Annotated in this window: 20 protein-coding genes; 11 read left to right on the forward strand and 9 right to left on the reverse strand. The window is 62.5% G+C overall.

The features are described 5' to 3' along the window. Positions 1–8: 8 nt before the first annotated feature. Positions 9–2,231 carry an acyl-CoA dehydrogenase gene (locus QX041_RS33865; protein WP_315754109.1) on the reverse strand — a complete coding sequence of 741 codons (2,223 nt, stop codon included), beginning with the start codon at positions 2,229–2,231 and terminating at the stop codon, positions 9–11. Between the two features lie 130 nt (positions 2,232–2,361). Between QX041_RS33865 and QX041_RS33870 the strand changes: the two genes are divergently transcribed. The 9 genes from QX041_RS33870 (at position 2,362) to QX041_RS33910 (ending at position 12,575) form a co-directional block, all read left to right on the forward strand. Further along, on the forward strand, positions 2,362–3,192 hold the full coding sequence (locus QX041_RS33870) for a FadR/GntR family transcriptional regulator (protein WP_315754159.1): 831 nt from the start codon (positions 2,362–2,364) through the stop codon (positions 3,190–3,192). A 214-nt stretch (positions 3,193–3,406) separates the two neighbouring features. Continuing rightward, entirely contained in the window at positions 3,407–4,195 is a 789-nt protein-coding gene (locus QX041_RS33875; protein WP_315754112.1) for a CoA-transferase subunit beta, read from the forward strand. 49 nt (positions 4,196–4,244) lie between these two features. Next, complete coding sequence (locus QX041_RS33880) at positions 4,245–5,129, forward strand: CoA transferase subunit A (protein WP_315754114.1); 885 nt, start codon at positions 4,245–4,247, stop codon at positions 5,127–5,129. Beyond that, complete coding sequence (locus tag QX041_RS33885; RefSeq protein WP_315754117.1) at positions 5,126–6,358, forward strand: CoA transferase; 1,233 nt, start codon at positions 5,126–5,128, stop codon at positions 6,356–6,358. The genes QX041_RS33880 and QX041_RS33885 overlap by 4 nt, the downstream gene beginning before the upstream one ends. A gap of 80 nt (positions 6,359–6,438) precedes the next feature. Continuing rightward, positions 6,439–7,725 carry a cytochrome P450 gene (locus tag QX041_RS33890; RefSeq protein ID WP_316168096.1) on the forward strand — a complete coding sequence of 429 codons (1,287 nt, stop codon included), beginning with the start codon at positions 6,439–6,441 and terminating at the stop codon, positions 7,723–7,725. Between the two features lie 68 nt (positions 7,726–7,793). Further along, on the forward strand, positions 7,794–8,897 hold the full coding sequence (locus QX041_RS33895; protein ID WP_315754121.1) for an NAD(P)-dependent alcohol dehydrogenase: 1,104 nt from the start codon (positions 7,794–7,796) through the stop codon (positions 8,895–8,897). A gap of 23 nt (positions 8,898–8,920) precedes the next feature. Next, positions 8,921–10,159 (forward strand): cytochrome P450, encoded by a 1,239-nt coding sequence (locus tag QX041_RS33900; RefSeq protein WP_315754124.1) that lies wholly within the window; start codon positions 8,921–8,923, stop codon positions 10,157–10,159. A gap of 62 nt (positions 10,160–10,221) precedes the next feature. Continuing rightward, positions 10,222–11,370, forward strand: coding sequence for an acyl-CoA dehydrogenase (locus QX041_RS33905; protein ID WP_315754127.1), 1,149 nt, complete (start codon positions 10,222–10,224; stop codon positions 11,368–11,370). Positions 11,371–11,378: 8 nt separating this feature from the next. Further along, a complete protein-coding gene (locus QX041_RS33910) occupies positions 11,379–12,575 on the forward strand; it encodes an acyl-CoA dehydrogenase family protein (protein ID WP_315828353.1) in 1,197 nt (398 codons plus the stop codon). A gap of 54 nt (positions 12,576–12,629) precedes the next feature. On the opposite strand, the gene QX041_RS33915 is transcribed toward QX041_RS33910, so the two are convergent. Genes QX041_RS33915 through QX041_RS33925 form a run of 3 tightly spaced genes read right to left on the reverse strand, consistent with a single transcriptional unit; the run spans position 12,630 to position 15,184 of the window. Continuing rightward, positions 12,630–13,589: a nitronate monooxygenase gene (locus tag QX041_RS33915; protein WP_315754131.1), complete on the reverse strand. Its 960-nt coding sequence runs from the start codon at positions 13,587–13,589 to the stop codon at positions 12,630–12,632. Positions 13,590–13,611: 22 nt separating this feature from the next. Then, a complete protein-coding gene (locus QX041_RS33920; RefSeq protein ID WP_015665275.1) occupies positions 13,612–14,016 on the reverse strand; it encodes a Zn-ribbon domain-containing OB-fold protein in 405 nt (134 codons plus the stop codon). Between the two features lies 1 nt (position 14,017). Continuing rightward, positions 14,018–15,184, reverse strand: a complete 1,167-nt coding sequence (locus tag QX041_RS33925; protein WP_042339184.1) for a thiolase domain-containing protein — start codon at positions 15,182–15,184, stop codon at positions 14,018–14,020. 144 nt (positions 15,185–15,328) lie between these two features. Between QX041_RS33925 and QX041_RS33930 the strand changes: the two genes are divergently transcribed. Beyond that, the gene (locus tag QX041_RS33930; protein ID WP_316171388.1) at positions 15,329–16,192 is read left to right on the forward strand and encodes a MaoC/PaaZ C-terminal domain-containing protein; all 864 of its coding nucleotides are present in this window, start codon (positions 15,329–15,331) and stop codon (positions 16,190–16,192) included. A 57-nt stretch (positions 16,193–16,249) separates the two neighbouring features. Further along, positions 16,250–17,026, forward strand: a complete 777-nt coding sequence (locus QX041_RS33935; RefSeq protein WP_015665278.1) for an SDR family NAD(P)-dependent oxidoreductase — start codon at positions 16,250–16,252, stop codon at positions 17,024–17,026. A gap of 103 nt (positions 17,027–17,129) precedes the next feature. Here QX041_RS33935 and QX041_RS33940 read toward each other — a convergent pair whose 3' ends face one another. The 5 genes from QX041_RS33940 to boxB all read right to left on the reverse strand — a co-directional run bounded on the left by QX041_RS33940 (position 17,130) and on the right by boxB (position 24,101). Beyond that, the gene (locus tag QX041_RS33940) at positions 17,130–18,344 is read right to left on the reverse strand and encodes an ABC transporter substrate-binding protein (protein ID WP_316168097.1); all 1,215 of its coding nucleotides are present in this window, start codon (positions 18,342–18,344) and stop codon (positions 17,130–17,132) included. 37 nt (positions 18,345–18,381) lie between these two features. After that, positions 18,382–19,521 (reverse strand): acyl-CoA dehydrogenase family protein, encoded by a 1,140-nt coding sequence (locus tag QX041_RS33945; protein ID WP_315754137.1) that lies wholly within the window; start codon positions 19,519–19,521, stop codon positions 18,382–18,384. A gap of 305 nt (positions 19,522–19,826) precedes the next feature. After that, complete coding sequence (locus tag QX041_RS33950) at positions 19,827–21,377, reverse strand: 3,4-dehydroadipyl-CoA semialdehyde dehydrogenase (protein ID WP_315754139.1); 1,551 nt, start codon at positions 21,375–21,377, stop codon at positions 19,827–19,829. A gap of 34 nt (positions 21,378–21,411) precedes the next feature. After that, positions 21,412–22,593, reverse strand: a complete 1,182-nt coding sequence (gene boxA / locus QX041_RS33955; protein ID WP_315754140.1) for a benzoyl-CoA 2,3-epoxidase subunit BoxA — start codon at positions 22,591–22,593, stop codon at positions 21,412–21,414. 59 nt (positions 22,594–22,652) lie between these two features. Next, positions 22,653–24,101, reverse strand: a complete 1,449-nt coding sequence (gene boxB / locus QX041_RS33960) for a benzoyl-CoA 2,3-epoxidase subunit BoxB (RefSeq protein ID WP_315754142.1) — start codon at positions 24,099–24,101, stop codon at positions 22,653–22,655. Between the last annotated feature and the right edge of the window lie 23 nt (positions 24,102–24,124).

The raw sequence follows: 24,124 nt of genomic DNA on the forward strand, positions 1-24,124 counted from the left end.
GCAAACAGCTATCGCGGCAGTCCCAGCCCGCGTTGGGCGATCAGGCTGCGCTGGATTTCGTTGGTGCCGATGCTGATGACCCACATCAGCGAATGCCGGAGCATCTGTTCAATGCGCCCGCGCAGGACCGCGCCTGGGCTGTGTTCGCTGAGCAGCGCCTCCGGCCCCAGCAGGTCCAGCGCGGTCTCGCCGAAACGCTCCATCAGTTCGCCGGAATAGACCTTGCTAACGGCAGCCTCGTCCGGGGGCGTCTCGCCCTTGTCCACCTGCTCGGCACAATAGACCATCATGCGCCGCCCGGCTTCGATCTCGGCCGCGAGCGCGCCGATCCTGGCGCGCACGAGCGGATCGTGCCGCATCGGGATGCCGTGGCGCTTGGCGGTCCGGAGATGCTCGCACAGCAGTTCGAACATGTGGGCGACCTTCAAGACGATGCCGCCGCCGATGAAGCCGCGTTCGGTCGCCAATGCCCCGGTCAGGACCTTCCATCCTTCCCCCTCGGCACCGATCCGATTTTCGGCAGGTACCCGCACGTCGTCATAGAAGATGTTGGCGAAGGTGCCGCCATACATCGTCTCTGAGGGGCGGATCGCAATCCCGGGCGTCGTCATCGGAACGATGAACATCGTGATGCCCGCATGAGGCGGGGTCGCGTTCGGATCGGTCCGGGTCGCGAGCAGCATATACTCGCCCCAATAGGTCGTGGTCCAGATCTTCTGTCCGTTGATCACATAGTGCTCGCCGTCGCGGACCGCGCGCGTCTTCAGCGACGCGAGATCGGAGCCAGCCTGGGGCTCGCTGTAGCCCATGCCGTAGATGGCCTCCCCGCGCAGGATTTCCGGCAGGTAGCGCTGCTGCTGCTCCGGCGTGCCGTAGACCTGAAGCATGGCCGCCTGCACGGGCGCGCCGGCACGCGGGGCTTCGGCGTGCTCCATCTCCTCCATGAAGGCGATCTGCTCGAAGGCGCCACGCTCCTGTCCGCCGAACCGCTTCGGCCAATTCAGTCCGATCCAGCCGGTCATGCCGAGCGCCCTGGCGAACTCGCGGTCATATTCGCGTTCGCGAAAGGAGAGCTGCTCGTGCCGCGCACGGCGCTCGCCCGACCAATACGCGTCGAGCCAGGCTCGCACCTCACGGCGGAAGGCATTGCCGGCCGGTCCCAGATCGTAGTCCGGAAACCGGATTTTCCCGTCCCCGTCGAGAAAATGGCTCGCGAGTCGTTCGGCCGGCGGGCGTTGGCCGCCATGGCGAAGCATGCTGACATGGACCTGTCGGAAGTGCCGCGGAGCCTCATGCTCCTCGCTATAGCCAATCGCGCCGAAGGCGTGCTGGGTCTCGAGCGACACCTGGCGAAGAGAACCGCTAGCCGTCGCCAGGGCTGCGGCTGCGAACCAGCGCCATTGCGCGGCTTCCAAGTCATATTGAGCTGCGGCATTCGCGATCGTGAGCTGAACCGCGCGCAAGGCGATGTGGCAGTTCGCGAGCTTGTGCTGAATGGCCTGGAAGCGCCCGATGGGTTGCCCGAACTGCCGACGTTCGCCGGCATAGGCAACGGCCTGCTCGAATGCGCGCTGGGCTGCACCGAACGCCCGCGCGGTCTCCGCCACGGCCGCGACTGTGAGCAGGTCTCGGACCTCGGCAGCCGTGGACGGCACCAGGACGACTGGAACCGCATCGATCCGTACCCGCCACCAACCAGCCTTTCCCATCATCGGGCTCGGCTCAGCGGCGACACCTTCGCTGGTGTTGATGATGGCCAGAGCTGGGCCGGGCACGAATATGGCCAGATGCGTAACGATGTCGGCGGATTCGACGAAGCCCAAGTCCGCAATCAGGCGGCCTGCTTCCATTTTCGCCCAACCTGCGGCTCCCTCATGATCGAAGCCTGCGAAAGACACGGCGACTACCGCGTCACCGCTACGGAGGTCATCTACAAGCGAACTGAGAGCGTGGGCATCGCCGCGGGCTCGAAGCTGCATGAGGTTGATCAAGGCTGCATCCGCGAGCGGTGCACGGCAGCTGGCACGGCCGGCCTCTTCCTGGACCAGCACGATCTCGCGCAAGCCGCCTTCGGCGGGAGAGGCCGCAATCTGGGTCAAGCCCTGAGCGGCCAGTTGCTTCCAGAGCCTTGGGGGCACCTGAGCAGCCTTGTCCCACAAGTCCTCGAAGAATCCCCGGACGGCTTCTTGCAGGATCCGGCGATCCTCGTCCGACGGCAACTCCCGCAGCATTCTGGTGGCTACTCCCCGTTTGGTCCTACCATTCTACATTTGTGAGAAGTCTGGGTCAACGCCAACGCGCTATGGCGAGAATCGTCAGCTTCGCCTATATTTCCTTGCAGCTTCGAACCATCGGGTGGATATGAGCGCTTCACAATTGCCGGCCAAATCCAACGCAGAGGCTGCGCCGATTGCGCAGTTCCAACGAATTAAATCGTCCCGCGCGTTCGATGAGATTGCCGCTCAGATCCGAACGGAGCTTTCCTCCGGCAGACTTACGGTCGGCAACCGTCTGCCTTCCGAGCGTGCGCTGTCGGAGCAATTTGGCGTCTCTCGCAATACCCTTCGTGAGGCCTTGCGTTCGCTCGAGCATGCCGGTCTCATCCGCCTGCAGAAGGGCGCCCGCGGGGGCGCATTCATCAGCCAGCACAGCGGCGAAGCCATCGCGACCGGGTTGATGGACATGTACCACGTCGGTACCATCCAGCCCGCACAGTTGACCGAGGCCCGCATCTGGCTCGAATCGGTCGTTGTCCGAGAAGCGTGCCGGCGCGCAACGGCCGCAGACATCGAGATGCTGAACCGTAATATCGATGAAGCGCAGGAAGCGCGCCGCCGGGGCGACTTCGCAGGCCGCGCGGAGAGGCACATCGAATTCCACAGAATGCTAGCGCGTCTCACGGACAATCCGATCATGGTCATCGTCATGAACGGGGTGCTCGATGTGCTCACTCATTTCGTGCAGCGGATCGGCGAGTATGACAACAGCTTCGTGTTGCCGTCGCGGCGCCGCTTCATGGATCATTTTGCTGCAGGCGACGCTGAAGCTGCCGTGGCCGAGATGGAATCCTGCCTGAAGCGGCTGCAGCGAAGCTATATGTCGCGCATTCAGGCCGCGGAAGGTGTGTCAGGTGTGTCGGCTACCAAGGCCGCTCCACGCGCCCGCCGGTCTCCGCCGGCCGCCCAGCGCTAAATCCACTTACTGCGCAACGCGACCCTCGTCTGTCGAGCAGCCGATGCGTCCACTCCGGATGGCATGCGGACACGCGTGGCTGGCCGACCCCCGATCACGTCCGAATTGTCCGGCACGAATCCGCGCGGTCTCGTCGCCGCCGGCCGTGGGTCCGTTGACACGGCATCCGACCCTCGCTAAATTGCCAATGGTTCAACCAATAGGTCGCGGACAAATGGCTGCAAATCCCTCCCTCGGAGAGACGCTGGCGGTGTTGCTGGCGCGCGATATCGCCGATGGCGAGAAGGTCATCATCGGAACCAATTCCGACATTCAGCTTGCCGCCTGCAATCTCGCGCGCCGCCTGCAGGCGCCGCGCTTGTGGTGGATCTCCGGTCCGGGCGGAATGGTCAATCCGACGCGCGATCATCTGCTGTCGACGGCCGACTACGAGAACCTCGAGTCGGCGGAGTCCTGGATGGATCTGCCGGTCATGATCGACTTCATCGACTGGAAGATCCACTTCTTCGATTTCGCCATCCTGTCGGCGCTGCAGGTCGACCGCTTCGGCAACATCAACACGGTGGTGGTCGGTGATCAGCGTAAGCCGCGCGTACGCGGGCCGGGAACCGTCGGCATCAGTGCGCTTTGCGGTCTCGCCAAGCGGTTCTATGTGTGCCTGACGCGTCACGACCGCAGCGCGTTCGTGCCGCGGGTCGATTTCCTGTGCGGAGCCGGTCACATGGAAGGCGGTGATTCCCGCGAGCGCACGGGATTGCCGCCTGGCGGCCCCAGACTGGTGCTGTCCCCGCTTGGAGTTTTCGATTTCGTGCCGGACAGCAAGGCCATGCGCGTGAGGTCGATCAGCCCCGGCGTGACGCTCGAGCAGATCCGCGACTCCACGGCCTTCGACATCGTCGTCGAGGGCATGCCCCCTGTGACGACCATGCCCACCGATCAGGAGCTCGCGCTGCTGCGCGAACATGTCGATCGGCGCGGCGATCTCCGGCGCAAGTTTCCCTGACCGTGCGGCGGATCTCCTTCCATCAGACTGACAGGCAAGCCGAAGTCCCATGACAAAGAGCAAGATCGTTTCCGTCGATGAGGCCGTAGCCGAGATCCCGGACGGAGCCAAAGTTGCCCTTGGCGGTTGGATATTCAATTCGCAGCCGATGGCGCTCGTACGCGCGTTGATCCGCAAAGGAGCTCGCGACCTGCATTTGATCCCTGCGCCCGGCTCGATCGCGCCGGACATGCTGATCGGTGCGGGATGTGTTGCCTCCACCGTCTGCGTCTTCATCAGCTTTGAGCAGTTCGGTCTGGCGCCGCATTTCCGTCGTCAATCGGAGAACGGCACGCTCAAGGTCTACGATCTGGACGGTCCTGCTATTGCGGGCGGATTGCGCGCGGGAATTTGCGATTTGCCCTACATGCCCGTGCCGGACCTCTGCACCGACCTGCCGAAATTTGCGCCGGAGCATTATTGGCCGCTCCCGTCCAAGCCTGGCGAGCGCAGGATGCTCGCCGTCGCGGCCGTCAAGCCGGATGTCTGCCTGCTGCACGCGCAGCAAGCCGACGAGCACGGCAACGTTCAGCACCTTGGGCCGCCGTTCTTCGACGCGATGATCGCCCAGGCGTCCCGGCGGGTCATCGTCTCGGTCGATCGCATCGTGTCGACCGACACGATCAGGCGCAGCAATCATCTGACCAAGCTGCCGAGCGCCATGGTCGACGCGGTCGTCGAGGCGCCATTCGGCGCGCATCCGACCGCTTCACCTTCGCTCTATCGCTCCGATGAAGCGCATCTGAAGGACTATGTGAAGAGCAGCGCCAGTGCCGAGACATTCAGCGCCTATCTCGATCGCTACGTGCGGAGCGCCTCGTCCAGCGTTTATCTCGATACGATCGGTGGCAGCCGGCTGGCGGCGCTTGCCGTATCAGAAACCAATCTGAAATGAGCGTCGATATGGCAATCGGACCGGCCCGGCCAGGAATCCTCGACGGAATCCGCGTCCTCGACTTCACCGCGATGATGTCCGGCCCTTATTGCACGCGGTTGATGGCGGACATGGGCGCAGAAGTAATCAAGGTGGAGCCCCCGGAGGGCGATCACATCCGGTTGCGTCCGCCGCTGCGGGATGGGCGAAGCGCCTATTTCTCCCAGCTCAATGCCGGCAAGAGCAGCATCGCCCTGGATCTCAAGCAGCCCGCGGCCCGCAAGCTGATCTACGATCTGGTGCCCCGGTGCGATGTGCTCGTGGAGAACTACCGCCCCGGCGTCATGCAGCGGCTCGCGCTGGACTACGAAACCCTTGCGAAGATCAATCCCAAGCTCGTGTACTGCTCGATCTCGGGGTTCGGCCAGGAGGGCTCGTGGTCCGGACGGAGCGCGTATGCGCCGGTGCTGCACGCAACCTCGGGCTACGACATGGCGAACCTCGACTATCAGGAGGGGAATGTCGAGCGTCCGCTGAAGAACGGAATCTTCATCGCTGATGTTCTCGGTGGCTCGACGGCATTCGGAGCCATTCAAGCCGCACTGTTTCGGACGCTCAAGACCGGGCAGGGCGACTATATCGACGTATCGCTGCTCGACGCCATGGTCGGCATGCTGGTGTACGAGTGCCAGGAAGCGCAATTCCCGGCCGAGCGCCGCCGGCCGGTCTATCGACCCACGCAGGCGAGCGATGGCTTCCTGCTCGTCGCCCCCGTGAGCCAGAACAACTTCGAGGCTTTGGCGCGCGGCGTCGGTCATCCGGAATGGATCACCGATGCGCGCTTCGCAACCAGCAGCGCCCGCGAGCATCACTGGTCCGAATTGATGAACCTGCTCGACGGCTGGGCGGCATCGCGAGCTTCAGCGGAATGCGAGGCGACCCTAACCGAAGCCGGCGTGCCGTGTTCTCAATACCGGACCATCCGTGAGACGATGGCGCTGCCGCCTATCCAGGAGCGCGGCGTCTTTGAGGAGATCGATGACGGCGCCGGGCCGCTGCTCATTCCAAACCCCGCATTCCGGTTCGCGCAGAGCGCGGCCAATGTCCGGAACAAGGTGCCTGCGCTCGGCGAGGATGGGCCAAGGTTGTTGCAGAGCCTTTTGGGACTGAGCCCGCAGGAGATCGCGGCGCTGCGCGAGGGCAAAGTTCTTCGAGGCGCGGAAGAGAGGATCGTCGCGGCAGCCGAGTAGCCGCGACGGCGCATCAGGAATGTCGAAGTCGTCGATCGCCTGCCGCTGGGCTTCCTTCCTGAACCCGCGAGCACTGCGACATGAAGGAGGGACCGGGGTTGAGCGCTGCGAATTTTCCAATCCCCGACAACATCGTCGCCGTGCTGACGGACCCTTCAGCCTACGGCACTCAACGCATCTTCGATGCCTATCGCTGGCTGCGCGTCAATCAACCGCTCGGGAAGGCCAGTCCGCGCGGGTTCAACCCTTTCTGGGTCGTGACGCGCCACGCGGACATTCAGACCATTAGCCAGCAGAGCCAGCTGTTTCGCAGCAGTGATCGCCCGGTGGCGTTGCTGAGCAGCAAAGCCGAAGCCAAGATCGAGGCGGCGACGGGGGGCAACGGCCTCCTCCGCACCCTGGTGCAGATGGATGCTCCCGATCATCCCAAGTTCCGTGCATTGACGCAGAAATGGTTCACGCCGGGTAATCTGCGTTCGATCGAAGGCAGGATTCGCGACATCGCAAGAAGCTATGCGGACCGCCTCACCGCGTCCGGCCAGCATTGCGACTTCGTGTCCGAAATCGCGCTCGGGTTTCCGCTGCGGGTGGTCATGGCGATTCTGGGCGTCGATCCGGATCATGAGCCCAAGATGTTGCGCTTGACGCAGGAGTTCTTCGGCACCAAGGACCCGGATAACGCGCGCAAGGGTCGAAACGACGGTGCCACGGCTCTATCGGATGTCGTATTGGAGTTCGGCGAGTTCTTCTCGTCTGTGGTTGCGGACCGGCGCGCCAACCCGTCCGATGATCTTGCAAGCGTCATCGCCAACGCGCAGATCGACGGCGAATCGATCTCGGACCTGGATGCGCTCAGCTATTTCGTGACCATCGCGACCGCCGGCCACGACACCACATCGTCCTCGAGTGCAGGCGGGATGTGGGCGCTTTGCGAACATCCGCAGCAGTTCGAAAGGCTGAAAGCCGATCCTGGCCTGATCCCCGGCTTCGTCGACGAGGCGATCCGCTGGACCACGCCGGTCAAGCATTTCATGCGCACGGCCGCCGAGGACACCGAACTGGACGGCCGCTTCATCAGGCGCGGCGATTGGCTCATGCTGTGCTACGCCTCTGCGAATCGCGACGAGGCCGTCTTCCAGGATCCCGACACGTTTCGGATCGATCGCTCGCCGAACCGCCATCTCGCCTTCGGCTACGGAGCCCATCTGTGTCTGGGGCAATATCTTGCCAAGCTCGAGATGCGGATCCTCTTCGAAGAATTGTTGCAGCGGATTTCCTGCGTTGAGCTCGACGGCGAAGGAGCAACGACCGTGTCCTGGTTCGTCAACGGGCCCAAGCGCCTCCCGATCCGCTTCCAACTCCGTTGATCCATCCCCTACATCTCGCTTCCGCATGATTTGACGGCACTGCGCAATCTGTAACGGAGAAGACGAGCATGAAGATCACAGCCGCAGTTGCAGTTGCGCCGGAGCGACCGTTCGAACTGATCAGCTGCGATCTGTCGGATGATCTTGCGCCCGGAGAGCTGCTCGTACGGGTCGAGGCTTGCGGCATCTGCCATACCGATCTCGCGGTGAAACTGCAGCACCTCCCCGTGCCGCTCCCCAAAATTCTCGGTCATGAGGGCGCGGGCGTGATCGAACGCGTCGGTCCGGGCGTGGTCGGGCTGGCCGAGGGCGATCACGTGCTGATGAGCTTTGGCTCGTGCGGCGCATGCGGACAGTGCCAACTCGGCGCGCCCGGCTATTGTGATGAGTTCGGGATGATCAACCTGTTCGGTCAGCGGCGCGGTGGCTCAGGCCTCCGCTACCGCGGCGCTGAGCTTAGCGGCTACTTCTTTGCGCAATCGGCGTTCGCAACCCATGCCATTGCCACGGCCCGAAACGTGGTGAAGGTCGGCAACGATCTGCCGCTCGCGCTGCTCGCGCCGATGGGCTGCGGGATCCAGACCGGCGCGGGTGCGGTAATGAACGTGCTGACCCCTCGGGCTGGTGCGTCGATCGCCGTGTTCGGCGTCGGCGCGGTCGGGATGGCGGCGATCATGGCCGCCAAGCTGGCGGGCTGCGGCACGATCGTTGCCGTCGACATCCGCGATGAACGTCTTGCCCGTGCGCGTGACATCGGAGCAACCCACATCGTGGATGGCCGGACACCCGATCTGGCCAAGGCCGTTGCCGCGCTCGGCCGTGGCCGCGGCGTCGATCACTCGCTCGACACCACGGGCGTGCCCGAGGTGGTCGCCGCTTCGATCGCGTGCCTGCGGCAGCGGGGCTCATCCGCCCAGGTGGCCGCGCCGCCGCGCGGGACGCGGTTTCCCGTGGAGGCAAGCGTTCTGGTCGGCGGAGGTCTGACGGTCCGGGGCGTCGTCGAGGGTGATGCCGTGCCCACGATCTTCCTGCCGAGGCTCGTTGATTTTTTCCGCCAGGGGCGGCTGCCGCTCGACAGGATCGTCAGCTTCTATCCGTTCGAAAAGATAAACCAGGCGGTCGAAGACATGGAAGCCGGCGCAACCGTCAAGCCAGTGCTGCGGATGAACTGAACAAGAAGCGAGGGGAGGACGCGATGCAAGAAACGAGTTTAGACCAAGCGATCGTCGACCACGAAACCTACGGGGCTCTCGACAGGCAGCATGCCCTGTTCTCGACCCTTCGCAAGCAGGATCCCGTACATTGGACTGAACCTCCGGGCTTCCGTCCGTTCTGGACCATCAGCAAGCATCAGGACGTCATCGAGATCGAACGGCAGAACGAGAAGTTCATCAACGCGCCCCGCACCAAGCTGTTGTCCATCGATTTCGAGACAAAGGTCCGGGACGCGATGGCAGGCCGACCAATGCTGGTCCGCGCGATCAATCAGATGGATAATCCGGACCATGCCAAGTACAAGAAGATTACGCATGCCTGGTTTCAGCCGCGTGAAGTGCGCCATCTGGAAGACAGGATCGCCGTGATCGCACGGACCAGTGTCGACCAGATGCTTGGAAAGGGGACCGAGTGCGACTTCTATAAAGATGTCGCAGGGTGGTATCCGCTCAGGGTCATCATGCTGATTCTCGGAATCCCGGATGAGCATGGCCCGCGATTGCTCGATATCACTCGAGCTTATTTCGGCGGTGGCGATGCGGAGGTGCAGCGCGGCAACGACCTGATCGATGCCACCTTCGCCTATGTGAACTTCTTCAAGGAAGTGGCGCGGGAACGACGGCGGAACCCCACCGACGACCTCGCGAGCATCATTGCGACGGCCGAGGTCGACGGCGAGCCGATAGGCGAGTTCGAGACCTCGTCCTATTATGTGGCGCTCGCCAGTGCTGGTCACGACACGATCAGCGCAACTCTCTCCGGCGGTCTGCTCGCCTTGATCGAGAATCCCGGAGAAATGCGAAAGCTGAAGCAAAATCCCGATCTTATTCCTGCCGCTGTCGAGGAAATGGTGCGCTGGGTATCTCCGGTGAAGCATTTCTTCCGGACCGCGACGGAGACCTATACGTTGCGCGGCAGGACCATCAAACAAGGCGATCATCTGCTGCTGGCCTATCCCTCTGCAAATCGGGATGAGGATGCCTTCGAGTCTCCCTTCGCATTCGTCGCCGACCGGACCCCGAACCGCCACGTCGGCTTCGGTTTCGGCATTCACGCCTGCCTCGGACTATATCTCGCCAAGGTCGAAATGATCGCCTTCATGCGCGAACTGCTCTCGCGCGTCGACGGGATCGAACTTGCTGGCGAGCCGGCCTGGACCGAGACATCCTTCGTCGGCGGTTTGAAGCGGCTTCCGATCCGCTTCTCGCGACTTTATTAGGCGATGGTCGATCTGCGCGCCCGGAAACCGAGATTGGCGGGCGACATGAATGGAGCTCAAGGATGGATCTGACGCCGAGCGAAGCGCAGCAGATGCTGCGCCATAGCGCCGAGCGGTTTATCGCTGAACAGTACGACCAGGCGGCACGTCGCTATGCGATGCAGGATCCTATGGGATTCAAGCGCGAGAACTGGCGCAAGTTCGCCGATCTGGGCTGGCTCGGGCTTCCGTTTGCGGAGGAGGTTGGCGGCTTTGGCGCAGGACCCGTCGAGGTCGCGATCCTGATGGAGGAGTTCGGCCGCGGGCTTGCGACCGAGCCTTATCTCTCGACGGTGCTGCTGGCTGGGACCCTGATTGCGGAATGCGGCACGGACGGGCAGCGGACAAGCCTGCTGCCGTCCATCATCAACGGCGAGCGTCTGCTATCGTTCGCTCACTACGAGTCGGATGCAAGGGCAGGCCTTTCCGAGGTCCACACTGTGGCGCAGACCGACAAGCAGGGTTGGATGCTCCACGGCCGCAAGATCGCCGTGCTCGACGCAGCGTCTGCGGACGCCCATATCGTGTCGGCGCGCTTGCCCGATGCGCAGGGGGCTGGAATTGTTCTGTTCCTGGTGCCGAAGGATGCCGCGGGGCTGAGGCTGCGCGATGCACCACGGCTAGGTGGGGGCCGCGTCGCGGAGCTGACATTCGAACAGGCTCGGCTTCCGCCGGATGCGCGGCTTGGAGGGGGCGGGGATGCGCTGCCGGCGATCGAAGGTGTCGTCGATCGGGCGATTGCCGCACTCTGCGCCGAGGCCGTCGGCATGATGCGAAGCATGTTCGACGCCACGCTCGACTACACGAAGGTGCGCAAGCAATTCGGTCGGCCGCTCGGGGCCAACCAGGTGATCCGTCACAGGCTGGCCGACATGTATGTGCAATGCGAGGAAGCCCGAGCGATGGCGTCGCGCGCGGCTCTTTTCGTGGGTGCCGATGCCGGTCCGACGCAGCGATCGCTCGCCGCATCCGGAGCCAAGGCCAAAATCGGCCGCTGCGCACGGAGTGTCGCGGAGCAGGCGGTGCAACTTCACGGTGCGATGGGCGTCACGGACGAGCTCGACCTCGGACTCTATTTCAAACGGCTGTTGGCGTTCGAAGCGCTTTTTGGCAGCGTGGACTACCATCTGCAGCGTCACGCCAAGCTGTTTGGCAACTCCCGATCTGAATGAGATCAGTCATGTCGATATTGCTCAAGCCCGATGAGTTGTGCTTCAGAGATGAGGTGCGGGCATTCATCGCGGCCCGTCTTTCGCCCGAACTGCGGCGGGCCAGTTCTCTCAATGTCTCCTTCTTCTCCGATCCCGACATCGTCGCGCCATGGCAAACGGCTTTGCACGAGCGGGGCTGGGTCGCACCCGGTTGGCCTAAGGAGCATGGCGGCCCCGGCTGGACCGCGAGGCAGCGATGGATCTTCGAATCCGAGTGTGCCGCAGCAGGCGCGCCGCAGCTATCTCCCATGGGCATCAAGATGGTCGGACCCGTCTTGATGCGCTTCGGGACCCCGGAGCAAAAGAAGTTCTACCTGCCCCGCATCCTCAGCGGCGAAGATCGATGGTGCCAGGGCTATTCGGAGCCTGGCTCGGGATCTGACCTTGCCTCGCTGACGACACGCGCCGTTCGCCATGGCGATCATTACATCGTCAACGGCACCAAGATTTGGACAACGCACGCGCACTTCGCAAACCGCATGTTCGCGCTGGTTCGAACCAGCGATGAACCGCGGCAACAGGACGGCATCAGCTTCCTGCTCATCGACATGGCGTCGCCCGGCATCACGATTCGCCCGATCACGATGATCAGCGGCGACCATGACGTCAATCAGGTGTTCTTCGACGGTGTGGAAGTTCCGGTGACCAATCTCGTCGGCGAGGAGGGACGGGGCTGGACGTGCGGCAAGTATCTGCTGGAATTCGAGCGGGGCGGCGGAATCAACTCGCCGAAACTGAGACATGCGCTTGAGAAGGTGCGGGAACTGGCCAACTCCGACCTGTCTTGCAAGGCGATATCGCACCCGGAGATCGCGACCAAACTGTCGGACATCGAACTCGACGTCCAGACATTGGAGTTCCTCGAGCTGCGGGTGTTGTCAGCCTTGCAGAGAGGCGAAAATCCAGGACCGGTGTCGTCGGTCCTCAAGCTGCGTGCGAGCGAGATCCACCAGGCCATCTCGCGCGTGGGAGTTGAAATGATCGGGCAAAATGCACTGGTGGAGGAAAGGCGCCGTCCTCTCCATGCTCTCAATGACGAGCCGATCATCCCAGAAGAATTGCTAAGCGTGGTGGCACGTCATCTCAACGGCCGCGCCAACACGATCTTCGGCGGGAGTTCGGAAATCCAGCGCGACATCATCGCCAAGCAGGTGCTCGGGCTTTGAGGAAATCACCATAAGAGGTGATGCGGCCGCCCGGAGATCGTCCTGCAAGGTACCTCAGACCATGGCGGGGATCTGGCAAGCTTCCGCATATTCCCGCTTCAGCTTCACAATCAGATCCGCGACGGTCGGAATCTCGTCGATCAAATCGATTCCTTGACCTGCGCTCCACAGGTTCTTCCAGGGCTTTGCGCTCTCAGGCAGATGGTCGTGCCGCATGCCCTTGCCCATCGGGTCGGGCAAGGCGTCCGGATCGAGGCCCGCAGCGCGCAACGACGCGGCCAGCCAGTTCGCGGCGACGCCGGCAACCTTCTCCGTATAAATCAGGTCTGCGGACGTCTGCGATACGATCATGCGCTTGTATTCGTCGGGCGCCAGCGACTCCTTCGTAGCGATGAACCTGGTCCCGAGATAAGCTAGGTCGGCACCGAGCACTTCTGCCGCGCGTATGGTGGCGCCGTCGGAAATGGCGCCGGCCATGACGATCGTTCCGTTGAAGATCGAGCGGACCTTGCGGACCAATGCGAGGTGGCTGATCGTGCCGGAGTGGCCACCGCCTCCAGCGCCGATGCAGATCAGGCCATCGACGCCGGCGGCCATGGCGCGCTCGGCGAACGGGATGCTGGTGATGTCGTGGAAGACCTTTATCCCACGATCATGCGCCTGTTGCACGATGATCTTGGGATTGCCGCCGACGGTGATGACGATGTCGACATTTTGTTCGACGCACAGATCGAGGTGACTCCCGATCTGGTCTTCCGGCGTCTTTGCAGACAGGTTCACGGCGAGCGGACCGACCGGTCCCGGCGCCTGCGCGGCGTGTTCGCGCAAATCCGCGGAGATCGTGCGCAGCCACTCAGCGAATTCGTCGAACGAGCGGGCGTTTTGGCGTGGCAGGGCGCCAATCACGCCCGCCTTGCAGGCCTCGCGGACGAGATCAGGGCCGCTGACAAGGAACATCGGTGCGCAAACGGCGGGCAACGAAAGCGTTCGCCGAAGCTTTGGGTCAAGCGCCATGAGGCTGCTCCTGGGCCGTTCGTCAGCCCTGTTCCGGGGCGAACATCGGGATCATCGTCCCGTCCTCCGCGGGCTTGAATACGACGTGGACACGTTGCCCGATGCGCAGCGAATCGAGATTGCAATCGACGATATTGCTCAACATCGTGATGCCCTCGTCGAGCCGCACATAGGCGATCGCGTAGGGTGTGGGGCCGGCACGGCGGGTGACGCTGACGCTATAGATCTCACCCTTGCCGGTGACATCGCTCCATTCGGTGTCTCCGAGACAATAGGGACAAAGCGGCCGCGGATACCAATGCGGCTTGCGGCAGGAAACGCAGACCTTCACGCGGAACGCCCCGACTGCCGTTGCGGCAAAGAATGGCGCGGTTGCGGGGTCGTGCACCGCTAGGCCGAGCGGGCGGTCCTGATACATCGTCGTCATCTCACGCGCGCTCCATGATCAGGGTGGCACTGCCATGGCGCGAGCCGAGCAAGCCGCCTGTGCCTTGGGCGAGGGCAAGGTTGCAATCCGGGACCTGCACTTTGGCGTGGGTTTCGCCGCGCAGTTGGCGGACGGCCTCGATGACCTTGGTGATGCCCCCGCGATTGGCGGGATGGTTGTTGCAAAGTCCGCCGCCGTCGGTGTTGAACGGCAGCTTGCCTACTCCGGAAATCAGATTGCCATCCGCAACGAAAGCTCCGCCCTTGCCTTTCTCACAGAACCCGAGATCTTCGATCTGCATCAGCACGGTGATGGTGAAGCTGTCGTAGATCGAGGCATAGTCGATGTCGGAAGGCTTGACACCGGCTTCCTCGAACGCGCGAGGACCGGACCATGCTGCTCCCGAAAACGTCAAGTCGACCTGCCCGTTCAACTGACCCTTGATCGCTTCGCCAGCGCCGAGAATATTGACGACGGGTCGCTTGAGCGAGCGCGCGATCTCCGGGCGGACGACGACCAGGGCACCACCGCCGTCACTGACGACGCAGCAGTCGAGGCGATGCAAGGGATCGGAAATCATCGGCGAGGCGAGGACATCGTCGACCGAGACCTGATCGCGCAACATCGCATTCGGATTATACTGCGCGTGGGTTGCGGCCGCGACCTTGATCCATGCCAGCTGTTCGCTGGTCGTGCCGTACTCGTACATGTGCCGGGCCGCCGCCAGCGCATACATGTTGACCGTCACGGGAGCATAAGGCGCCTCCCAGGGCACGTCGGGTGTTCCCGCGCCGACGAGTCGTGGCGCTACGCCGCTTGATCCCTCGCTTCGCGGCCGCCCCGCGAGCGTGATCAGAGCCACGTTACACTTGCCCATGGCAATCGCCTGGGCGGCATGCGAGACGTGAATCAAATAGGCGGACCCGCCGGTGTCGGTGCTGTCCACATGGCGGGGCCGCAGTCCCAGATAATCCGCCATGCTGTTCGCGCCGAGTCCTGGCGCGTCGCCTGCGCAGAAATAGCCATCGACATCCTCGAGGCGCAGGCCAGCATCTTCCAGGGCTCCGCGCGCACATTCAGCGTGCAACTGGGCGACCGTCTTATCCGGTGCTTTTCGGGTCGGGTGCTCATAGGCGCCTGCTATGCAGGCCTTTCTTCGAATACTCATCAGGTCTCTCGCGCTCGCGTCAGCCCGTGGCCGCTCATCTGCATAGGGCATCGTTGACCACGACCGGCGGGCTGTATATCATTGGTTCAACCAAAGACCAAGGCTGTATCTGTTTCTTGGCGGGGGACCAGACCCGGGGGAGCGATGGTTGATTATGCAAAGACGCGGGCTTGGCGTTCCAGCGAGGTCCGCCACGTCTACACGGCGAGAGACACCATTCTCTACGCGCTCGGTGTCGGTGCCGCGAGCGGCCCATTGGACGAGCGGCAACTGCGCCTCGTCTACGAGAAGGATCTCGTGCCACTTCCGACCATGGCGACCGTTCTAGCCTCGCCGGGTGCCTGGATGAGGGACAATGCGGAGCTCGGAATCAATTTCGCGAAAATGGTGCATGGCGAGCAATCCGTGCAGATGCATGCTGCGCTTCCTTCGAGCGGAATTCTGGTCGGCAAGAGTCGTGTCGCGCGGCTCGTCGACAAGGGCGAGGGCAAGGGCGCCATCATGTACGTCGAGAAGGAACTGTGGGACGAAACGGACAAACGATTGGTGGCCGTCAGTGAGCAGGTGCTCTTGCTGCGCGGCGATGGCGGCTTCTCACAAGTTTCCGGCGGCGATGAACCCGCCGCCGCTCCGCCGCCCGTCCCGGATCGTACGCCGGACCGCGTCGTCACCTTGCCTACGCGCCCGGACCAGGCGGTACTTTATCGTCTGTCGGGAGACCTCAACCCTCTGCATATAGACCCCGCGGTTGCCAGCAAGGCCGGTTTCCAGAAGCCCATCCTGCACGGGCTTGCGAGCTATGGATTTGCCTGTCGCGGCCTGGTGGAGAGCTTCTGCGACGGAGATCCCGCACGGCTGAAGACGATCCGGGCGCGCATGTCTGCGCCGGTCTTTCCTGGGGACACGATCCGGCTCGAATGCTGGCGCCTCGACGACCGCATCGCATTTCAGGCGCGGGTCGTCGAGCGCGACGCGCTGGTCCTCAGCCATGGCTGGGCCACGACCTGATACGGCCGGACGGCACGTACAAGATGATGGACTTCACCGGAGACTAAGGAACTGCGAATGACGAAGAACATGGTGTCGCTACAAGGCCGGACGATCGTCGTCACCGGCGCCGCGCAGGGGATCGGCAAGGCAACGACAGACTTGGCCATCGAACTTGGGGCAAATGTCGTGGCCGTCGATCTCAACGGCGAGGCGCTAGGGCCGGCTTTGGCGGGCTTTCCTGCGGAGCGGGTGATGAAGGTCGTCGGCAGCGTCACCGACGCTGAGCTGGCGGCAAGCACCGTCGCAGATGCCGTCGACAGGTTCGGTTCGGTGAACGGACTGGTCAACAATGCCGGCATCATTCGCCCCGCGCTGATCGAAAAGATGAGCATGCATCAATGGCAGGAGGTCATCGACGTTCATCTCACCGGCGCGTTCCTCTGGTTGCAGGCGGTGGGACGCCATCTGGTGCAGCGCGCGAAGGACGGCGACGCCTCGGGAGGAGCCATCGTCAACGTCTCGTCTGACGCGGGGCGAAAGGGATCGGTGGGCCAGATCAACTATGCCGCCGCCAAGGCCGGACTGCTCGCCATGACCATGACCGCAGCCCGGGAGTGGGGCAAATACAACATCCGGGCCAATTCGATCTGCTTTGGCGTGGTCGAAACGCCGATGACCGAGGTCGTGCGCGGCGAGAAATTCCGCGATGGTATCTTGGGGCAGATCCCGCTTGCACGCTGGGCAACACCGGACGAAGTGGTGCGGACCGTATGCTTCCTGCTCTCCGATGCGTCCTCGTACACGACAGGCCAGCACATCGGAGTCAACGGCGGCTTCCACATCAGTCTTTGACCTTACGCCTTCGTCGCTCCCTTGGCGTCTCTGCATTCAGGGGGGCCGAAAGACGAAGGCGAAACTTGCGGTGGGGCGCGCACGAGACGCGACCCACCGGCTTTTAATCCGCCGTCATCGGCTCGCCGGACAAGGTCCAACTGGTCCCATCGAAAACGGCGATGCGCAGAGTCCTGAACGGCGTGTAGTCGCCGGGCTTGGTGCCGATGGTGATGCCCGGCAGCATCATCGGCAACCGTTCGCCGTGCAGGGATGTTGCCTGCCTGATCAGATTTTCCCGGGTCAACTGGTCGCCGCATGCCTTCAGGACGGCCTCTAGCGCGTTGACGTTCATGTAGGCGACGAGCACCGAGTAATCGTCGGGATTGACGGACGGCGCATACTTCTTCAGGAAATTCTTATAGGCCTTGACCTCATCGTCGTCTGTCCAAGCCGGATCGCCCGGCTGCTTGAGAAATTGCGTGGTGACCAGACCGCGGGAGGCGTCGAGGCCGGCCGGCTTCAGCACGGTCTCGACTGAGGCTGTCGAGCCACCGATGATGTGCAGCGGATGCCAGTCCAGTTCATGCACCTTGCGGATCGACTGCGCCGCGGCCTTGGCCGACGACTGTTCGATCAGCGTGTCGACGCCGGCGGATTTCAACTGAACGACCTGGGAATCGATGGTTGGGTCGGAAACTTCGTAGGACACCTGGGTAACGATCAGAGACGCCTTTGCGCCGAGTCCCGCGCGCAGACCCTTGAGATAGTCCCTCCCGAAATCGTCGTTCTGGTAGAGAACGCCGATCTTTGCCTCCGGCTTCGCTGTGAGGATGTATTTGGCCATGACGCGGCCTTCGGTCTCGAAGTCTGGATAGAGCGGAACGGTCCAGGGAAATTGATTCGGATCGTTGAAGCGGCGTCCGCCCGCCGTGATGAAGAGTTGCGGCACCTTCTTGGAGTTGAGATATTTCTGGATGGCGACGTTCGGCGCGGTCCCGATCGTACCGACCTCGGCAAGGACGCCGATATCCTCGATCAACTTTCGGGATTGCTCGACGGCTTTCGGCGCACTGTAGGCGTTGTCGAGTTGGGTGAAGCTGATCTTGCGTCCATTGATCCCGCCACGCTCATTGAGCATCTCGAAATAGCCGAGCACCGCCCGTCCAGCCCCTGCGCCAAACGCGGAGGCCGGGCCGCTGAGCGGCGTCGATTGACCGAGCTTGATCTCGGTGTCGCTGGCTCCCGGATCATAAGTCTTCTGGGCATGCGCGGCAGAGAGCGACAGGAGAGTGACTACGATCAGAGAGCACGATGTCAGGACCGATGCGCGGCTCAAGGGTGTTCCTCCAGGTCTGCGTTTCCTAATTTGGCGGCTATCGAAGCAGTTCGCGCGCGATCACGAGGCGCTGGATCTGGTTCGTTCCCTCGAAGATCTGGGTCAGCTTGGCATCACGCATCATCCGTTCGACCGGATAATCCATGGTGTAGCCATAGCCGCCGAAGACCTGCACCGCGTCGGTCGTCACCTTCATCGCCATGTCGCTGCTGAAGCACTTGGCCATGCTCGCGAGCACGTTGAGGCGTTTCCAGTCGCCGGCGTCTCCGGCGCGGGCGCATTCGTAGACCAGCGCACGCGCCGCCTCGATCTGCATGGCCATGTCTGCCAGGATGAACTGGACGCCCTGGAATTCGGAGATGCTCTTCTTGAACTGCTTTCGTTCCTTGGCGTAGGCGAGGCTCGCTTCGAATGCGCCTTGCGCAAGGCCGACGCATTGGGCGCCGATCGTCGGCCGATTGAGGTCGAGCGCGCGCATCGAGGCCTTGAAGCCCTTGCCTTCCTCGCCGACGAGGTTTTCGACGGGTACGCGGACGTTGTCCAGGAAGATCGGCGTATTTGGCGCCCCGCGGAAACCCATCTTGCGTTCATGGCGACCGAAGCTGATGCCCGGCATTTTCTTCGGCTCGAGAATGAATGCGCTGATGCCGTCCGAGCCGGGGCTGTCGCTGGTGCGCGCCATCAGCACGATGTAGTCGGCGGCAACGCCGTAGCTACACCACTGTTTCCTGCCGTTAATGACGTAGCTGTCGCCGTCCTTGCGAGCCCGCGTATTGAGGGCGGAGACGTCCGATCCCGCCTGGGGCTCGGAAATGGCGATGGCCGTGACGACGCCGCCCTCCGCAATGATGGGGAGGAATCGCTTGCGCTGCTCTTCTGAGCCGAAGTGCAGCAACGGCATGATGAACATCGTGTTGAGGCCGGCAATCGACGCGCAGGCCGGCGAGACTTTCGCGATCTCCTCCCGTGCGATGCACATCATGGTGAGATTGCCGTTGGGACCGCCATACTGCTCGGGCACCCAGAGCTGCATCAGCCCCATTTCACCAAAAATCTTGACGATCTCCTCGGGGAAGCGATCGGTCTCGTCGATCTCGGCCGCGATCGGGGCCACATGCCTGGCAACGACTTTCTGCACGCTGTCGCGAAAGGCGACCTGCTCCTCGGTGAAGGTCACGATAGCGGTTCTCCCTCAGGTTAAACTCAATGGTTGGACCAATATATCCACCAGACGTCATTATGACAAGTCGGACCGTGGAGCGGACGCTTGGGGCTCGGCAGGTTGTGCCGTAGCGACGCGTCCCCGCCCGCAAGAAGCTCAGGAGACCCGAGTCACCACAAACGGCGCCAGACCCATGCCGGCGATTGTCGCGGGGGCACGTCAATATCCTAAGCCGAGCGTACACATCAGCGCGGAGAGGCGCAGCCACCGCAATCTGAGCAGCCGGCACGGCAATGGTCGCTCCGAAAGTGATCTGCGGCTCAGCGGCTCAGGGTGGCAACCACTGCTTTGGAGCCCTGTATTGCGGAGCGCCTGTGGTAGAAGTTGAGCGCACGCGCGCCGCCGAGCTCTTCGCCGCCTCCAGCGCGCCCTGGGCCGCCATGCAGGGATTGAGGCATGACGTTTCCGTGGCCTGTGTGAGCCTCGGCGACGTCCGGACTGACGACGTGAACACGGCCGTGGCTGTCTGCGAGCTCGGTCGCAAGACACGACAGTCTGGTCACGTCGGAGCCATACAAAGAAACGACCAGGGAGCCTTGCCCTCTCCGCACGAGGCTCAAGGCGTGAGCCTCGTCTCGGTAAGGTATCAAGGTCGCCACCGGTCCGAACACCTCGAGCTCATGCACGAGATTGGCCGCGTCCGCATCGCCTGAGCCTAGCAAGGTCGGGCCGACGCAGCATGCCACGGCCGGATCGACATCGATCAGCTCGTGAGTCTCCCCGTCGTACAGCACCTTGGCTTCCTGGCGCAAACGATCAAGCCCGTGCCGCACAGCAGCAAGTTGGGTTCGGCTGACAAGCGCGCCCATCCGTACCGAAGCGTTGCGGGGATTGCCAACAGTAATCTTGCTCAATCGTTGCGAAATGGCGTCAGCCGCGGGCTTATATTGCCGCTCTGGCACAAAAATGCGACGAATCGCCGTGCATTTCTGTCCCGACTTCTGGGTCATCTCCCGAACGACCTCCTTGACCAGAAGATCGAATGCGGCATCTCCGCATGCGCCTCCTTCGGCGAGGACGGCGGAATTGACGCTGTCCGCCTCGACGTTGATCCGGACCGACCGCTCTGAGATTGCCGGATGCAAGCGAATGACAGACGCAGTCTCCGCCGATCCCGTGAAAGAGACGATATCGAACGGATCGACTGCGTCCAGGAGCCCTGTAGATCCACCGCAAATGATCGAGAGCGCTCCCGGCGGGAGGATATTGGCTTCAACGACGTCCTTCACCATCACCTGTGCGAGCCATGCCGTCGCGGTGGCCGGCTTCACGACGACGGGGACGCCTGAGAGAAGGGCGGGAGCAGCCTTCTCCCACATACCCCAGGCCGGAAAGTTGAACGCATTGATGAGGAGAGCGAGTCCCCGTGTTGGCACGAGGATGTGACGGCTCTGGAAGGTCGCATCTTTGGCGAGCGAGGCAGCGTCCCCATCAAGCAGAAATCTTTCATCACCGAGGGATGCTGCCAGCTTCGCATAGGTCGAGACCGTGTAGATCGCTCCATCGATGTCAATTGCCGAATCGCTTCTTACCGTGCCGCTGTTGGCTTGTGCGATCTCGTAATATGCGTCTCGATTGCGCTGAAGCGTATTGACGATGCCTTCGAGCAATCCGCCGCGTTCGCGATAGGTGAGGCTGCGCAGTGCGGCGGCACCGGTGTCGCGGGCAAATTGAAAGCCGTCAGCGACGTCAAGTCCAGTATTGCCGACCCGCGCAAGCTCGGTACCCCGGATCGGATCGTACAGTGACGCTCCGCCTTGGCTGCCGCTCCGCCAACGTCCGCCGAGGTAACTCTGGAGATTTTCAGTCATCATTGCTCCTTGCTGCTCGAACAGAGCAGGCCAACTAATAGGTCTCGACGTGATAACGCCCCTCGGTACGCATCGCGTCGCGCAACTCGCGCCAGCGCAGATTGGCGGTGCGGCAGATGTCGTCGAGCGCGGCATCGACGCCCTGTTCCATGCCCTTGAGACCGCAGACATAGATATGGGTCGCGGTTGAGCAGAGCAGGGCTACCAGAGACGCTCCTTCCTGCCGGATGAGATCCTGCACATAGACCTTCTCTTCACTCGGAATGCGCGAATATGCGAAGCGCTTGCCTAGCAGGCTCTCCGGCACGTTCTGCAATGGGCCGAAATACGGCAGGTCCTGCGGCCGCCGCGCTCCGAAGAACAGCAGCATGCGGCCAGGAGCGCTGGGCATGGATCGGCGCCGCCACTCCGTGAAGCCGCGAAACGGGGCCGAGCCGGTGCCGGTGCAGATCATGATGATGTTGGCGGAGGGATCGTTCGGCATGAGGAAGGTTGCGCCGAACGGTCCAGTCACGTTGACCTGATCGCCCTTCTTGAGATCGCTGATGTAATTCGAGCAGAGCCCATTCGGCTCGCGCTTGACGGTCAGCGCGAGATTGTTGGTGTTCGGCCGCTCGCCGTGCCGCGGGCTCGCGATGGAATAGAGCCGCACGCGATGTGGCTTGCCTTCTTCATCCACGCCTGGAGGCACGATACCGATCGATTGACCTTCCAGAACCGGAAACGCCACCTCGCCGAAGTCGAGGATCACGTGATGGACGTCGACATCGGAATCCTGGTGCGTAAGGCGAAAATTGCCCGTGACGGTCGCAACAGCAGCGTGGTTCCTCTGGTAAAGATTGACCGCGGGCTTGGCTGCGCTTGCGGGAGGGACGGACTTGCCGCCAACGCCAGTATGGGCCTGGTCGAGCAGGGCCAACACCTCGGAGTCGATTGCCTCGCCGTCGTCGCCGCCGGTCAGCTCCCCTTGCTTCGGCAGCTCGCCCCATGAATATTGCTCATCGAGCGAGTAGGGCGACCTGACGATGCGCCAATTGTCGATCGAGCCGGTCGGACACGGCTGGATGCAATCCATGCACAAATTGCACTTCGTCGCATCAACCACGTAGTTGTTGTTGTCATGAGTGATCGCGTCTTCCGGACAGGTCTCTTCGCAGGTGTTGCAGCGAATGCAGATTTCCGGATCGATCAAATGCTGTTTGAGCGGCGCATTCATGGTGGCCCGAGCAGGAAATAGGACCGTCCGCATGGCGCGGGACGGCCGGGTTGAACGGATCAAGCGGCGATCTGGACGTATTCGAAGTCGCCCGGCTTGTTGTCGATGCCAACCTTCGGCGGCGCGATCCAGCTTGCGAACTGGCCTGGCTCAAAGGCAGGCTCCATCAGCGACGCGATGAACGCGCCGTCTGAGTCCGAGGGCAGATACTCCTTGTGTGCCTTCGCCCAATCTGCGTCCGACATGATCACCCCTCTGGGCGAGACATGGACGTCGCGGAACTCGCCGATCTTGCGATGGAATGCCACGTGCGGCAGTTCGAGACGGAACTTGATGCCTTCCTTCTCCATGATCTTGTTCCAGCGCCCGACGCCGCCGGCGCAATCCCGGCTGTAGTCGTCACGCAGCCGCATGTTGAGCGCGGTGAGCGCGGCCTCGTCCACGTTGGAGATCCGCCCGTCGACCAGCTTCAGCACCGGGTAGGTTGCGTTCGTGAGCTGGTGATCGTCGTCAATCCTCGTCTCCTGGAAGCGGCCCTTCAGCCCGGCATTGTAGAAATTGGCCGAATTAGTCGATATCTCGGCGCCGAACAGATCCAGCGTAAGCGAGTAGTGCAGGTTGAGCTTCTTCTGGATCGTGGGCAGGTCGATGACGCCGAGCCTCCGAATCTTGGTGATGTCATGGGGATCTTGGATGCCGGCACTCTTCATGGCTTCGCAGGTGCGCTGGATCGTGCGGCCGACACCTGTCTCGCCGACGAACATGTGATGGGCCTCTTCCGTGAGCATGAAGCGGCAGGTGCGGGACAGCGGATCGAAGCCGGATTGCGCGAGGCTTTCGAGCTGCATCTTGCCGTCACGATCAGTGAAGAAGGTGAACATGAAGAACGACAGCCAGTCGGGTGTTGTCTCATTGAATGCACCCAGCATGCGCGGACTGTTGTCGTCGCCGGAGCGGCGGCGCAGCAACTCATCGGCCTCCTCGCGCCCGTCGCGGCCGAAATATTTGTGCAGAAGGTAGACCATCGCCCAGAGGTGTCGGCCCTCTTCGACGTTGACTTGAAACAGATTGCGCATGTCGTAGAGCGAGGGAGCGGTTGCGCCCAGGTGACGCTGCTGCTCGACGGAAGCCGGCTCGGTGTCACCCTGAATCACGATGAGGCGCCGCAGCATCGCTCGGTATTCCCCAGGCACCTCCTGCCAGGCCGATTCCCCCTTATGCTGGCCGAAGTTGACCTGCCGCCCCTCCTCCTTCGGCGCGAGCAGGATGCCCCAACGATATTCCGGCATTTTTACATAGTCGAACTTGGCCCAGCCTTTCGGGTCGACCGAGATCGCGGTCCGGAGATAGACCAGCGACTCCTGGAAGCCGGTCGGACCCATATCTTTCCACCAATCGATATAGCCAGGATGCCAGCCTTCGAGGGCGCGCAGCACAGTCCTGTCCTCGACAAGTCCGACGTTGTTGGGAATACGGGTGGAATAGTCCACGTTGAGGTTTTCGAGCACGAACGTCTCCTTTTTGGTTGATG

Origin of the sequence: Bradyrhizobium sp. SZCCHNRI2009 (assembly GCF_032485115.1) — a bacterium.
Lineage (GTDB): Bacteria > Pseudomonadota > Alphaproteobacteria > Rhizobiales > Xanthobacteraceae > Bradyrhizobium.

What these genes read in the sequence shown, in the direction of transcription:
- QX041_RS33865 (WP_315754109.1), bottom strand. Translation starts at nt 2,231, where the DNA reads ATGCTGCGGGAGTTGCCGTCGGACGAGGATCGCCGGATCCTGCAAGAA.
- QX041_RS33870 (WP_315754159.1), top strand. Translation starts at nt 2,362, where the DNA reads ATGAGCGCTTCACAATTGCCGGCCAAATCCAACGCAGAGGCTGCGCCG.
- QX041_RS33875 (WP_315754112.1), top strand. Translation starts at nt 3,407, where the DNA reads ATGGCTGCAAATCCCTCCCTCGGAGAGACGCTGGCGGTGTTGCTGGCG.
- QX041_RS33880 (WP_315754114.1), top strand. Translation starts at nt 4,245, where the DNA reads ATGACAAAGAGCAAGATCGTTTCCGTCGATGAGGCCGTAGCCGAGATC.
- QX041_RS33885 (WP_315754117.1), top strand. Translation starts at nt 5,126, where the DNA reads ATGAGCGTCGATATGGCAATCGGACCGGCCCGGCCAGGAATCCTCGAC.
- QX041_RS33890 (WP_316168096.1), top strand. Translation starts at nt 6,439, where the DNA reads ATGAAGGAGGGACCGGGGTTGAGCGCTGCGAATTTTCCAATCCCCGAC.
- QX041_RS33895 (WP_315754121.1), top strand. Translation starts at nt 7,794, where the DNA reads ATGAAGATCACAGCCGCAGTTGCAGTTGCGCCGGAGCGACCGTTCGAA.
- QX041_RS33900 (WP_315754124.1), top strand. Translation starts at nt 8,921, where the DNA reads ATGCAAGAAACGAGTTTAGACCAAGCGATCGTCGACCACGAAACCTAC.
- QX041_RS33905 (WP_315754127.1), top strand. Translation starts at nt 10,222, where the DNA reads ATGGATCTGACGCCGAGCGAAGCGCAGCAGATGCTGCGCCATAGCGCC.
- QX041_RS33910 (WP_315828353.1), top strand. Translation starts at nt 11,379, where the DNA reads ATGTCGATATTGCTCAAGCCCGATGAGTTGTGCTTCAGAGATGAGGTG.
- QX041_RS33915 (WP_315754131.1), bottom strand. Translation starts at nt 13,589, where the DNA reads ATGGCGCTTGACCCAAAGCTTCGGCGAACGCTTTCGTTGCCCGCCGTT.
- QX041_RS33920 (WP_015665275.1), bottom strand. Translation starts at nt 14,016, where the DNA reads ATGACGACGATGTATCAGGACCGCCCGCTCGGCCTAGCGGTGCACGAC.
- QX041_RS33925 (WP_042339184.1), bottom strand. Translation starts at nt 15,184, where the DNA reads ATGAGTATTCGAAGAAAGGCCTGCATAGCAGGCGCCTATGAGCACCCG.
- QX041_RS33930 (WP_316171388.1), top strand. Translation starts at nt 15,329, where the DNA reads ATGGTTGATTATGCAAAGACGCGGGCTTGGCGTTCCAGCGAGGTCCGC.
- QX041_RS33935 (WP_015665278.1), top strand. Translation starts at nt 16,250, where the DNA reads ATGACGAAGAACATGGTGTCGCTACAAGGCCGGACGATCGTCGTCACC.
- QX041_RS33950 (WP_315754139.1), bottom strand. Translation starts at nt 21,377, where the DNA reads ATGACTGAAAATCTCCAGAGTTACCTCGGCGGACGTTGGCGGAGCGGC.
- boxA (WP_315754140.1), bottom strand. Translation starts at nt 22,593, where the DNA reads ATGAATGCGCCGCTCAAACAGCATTTGATCGATCCGGAAATCTGCATT.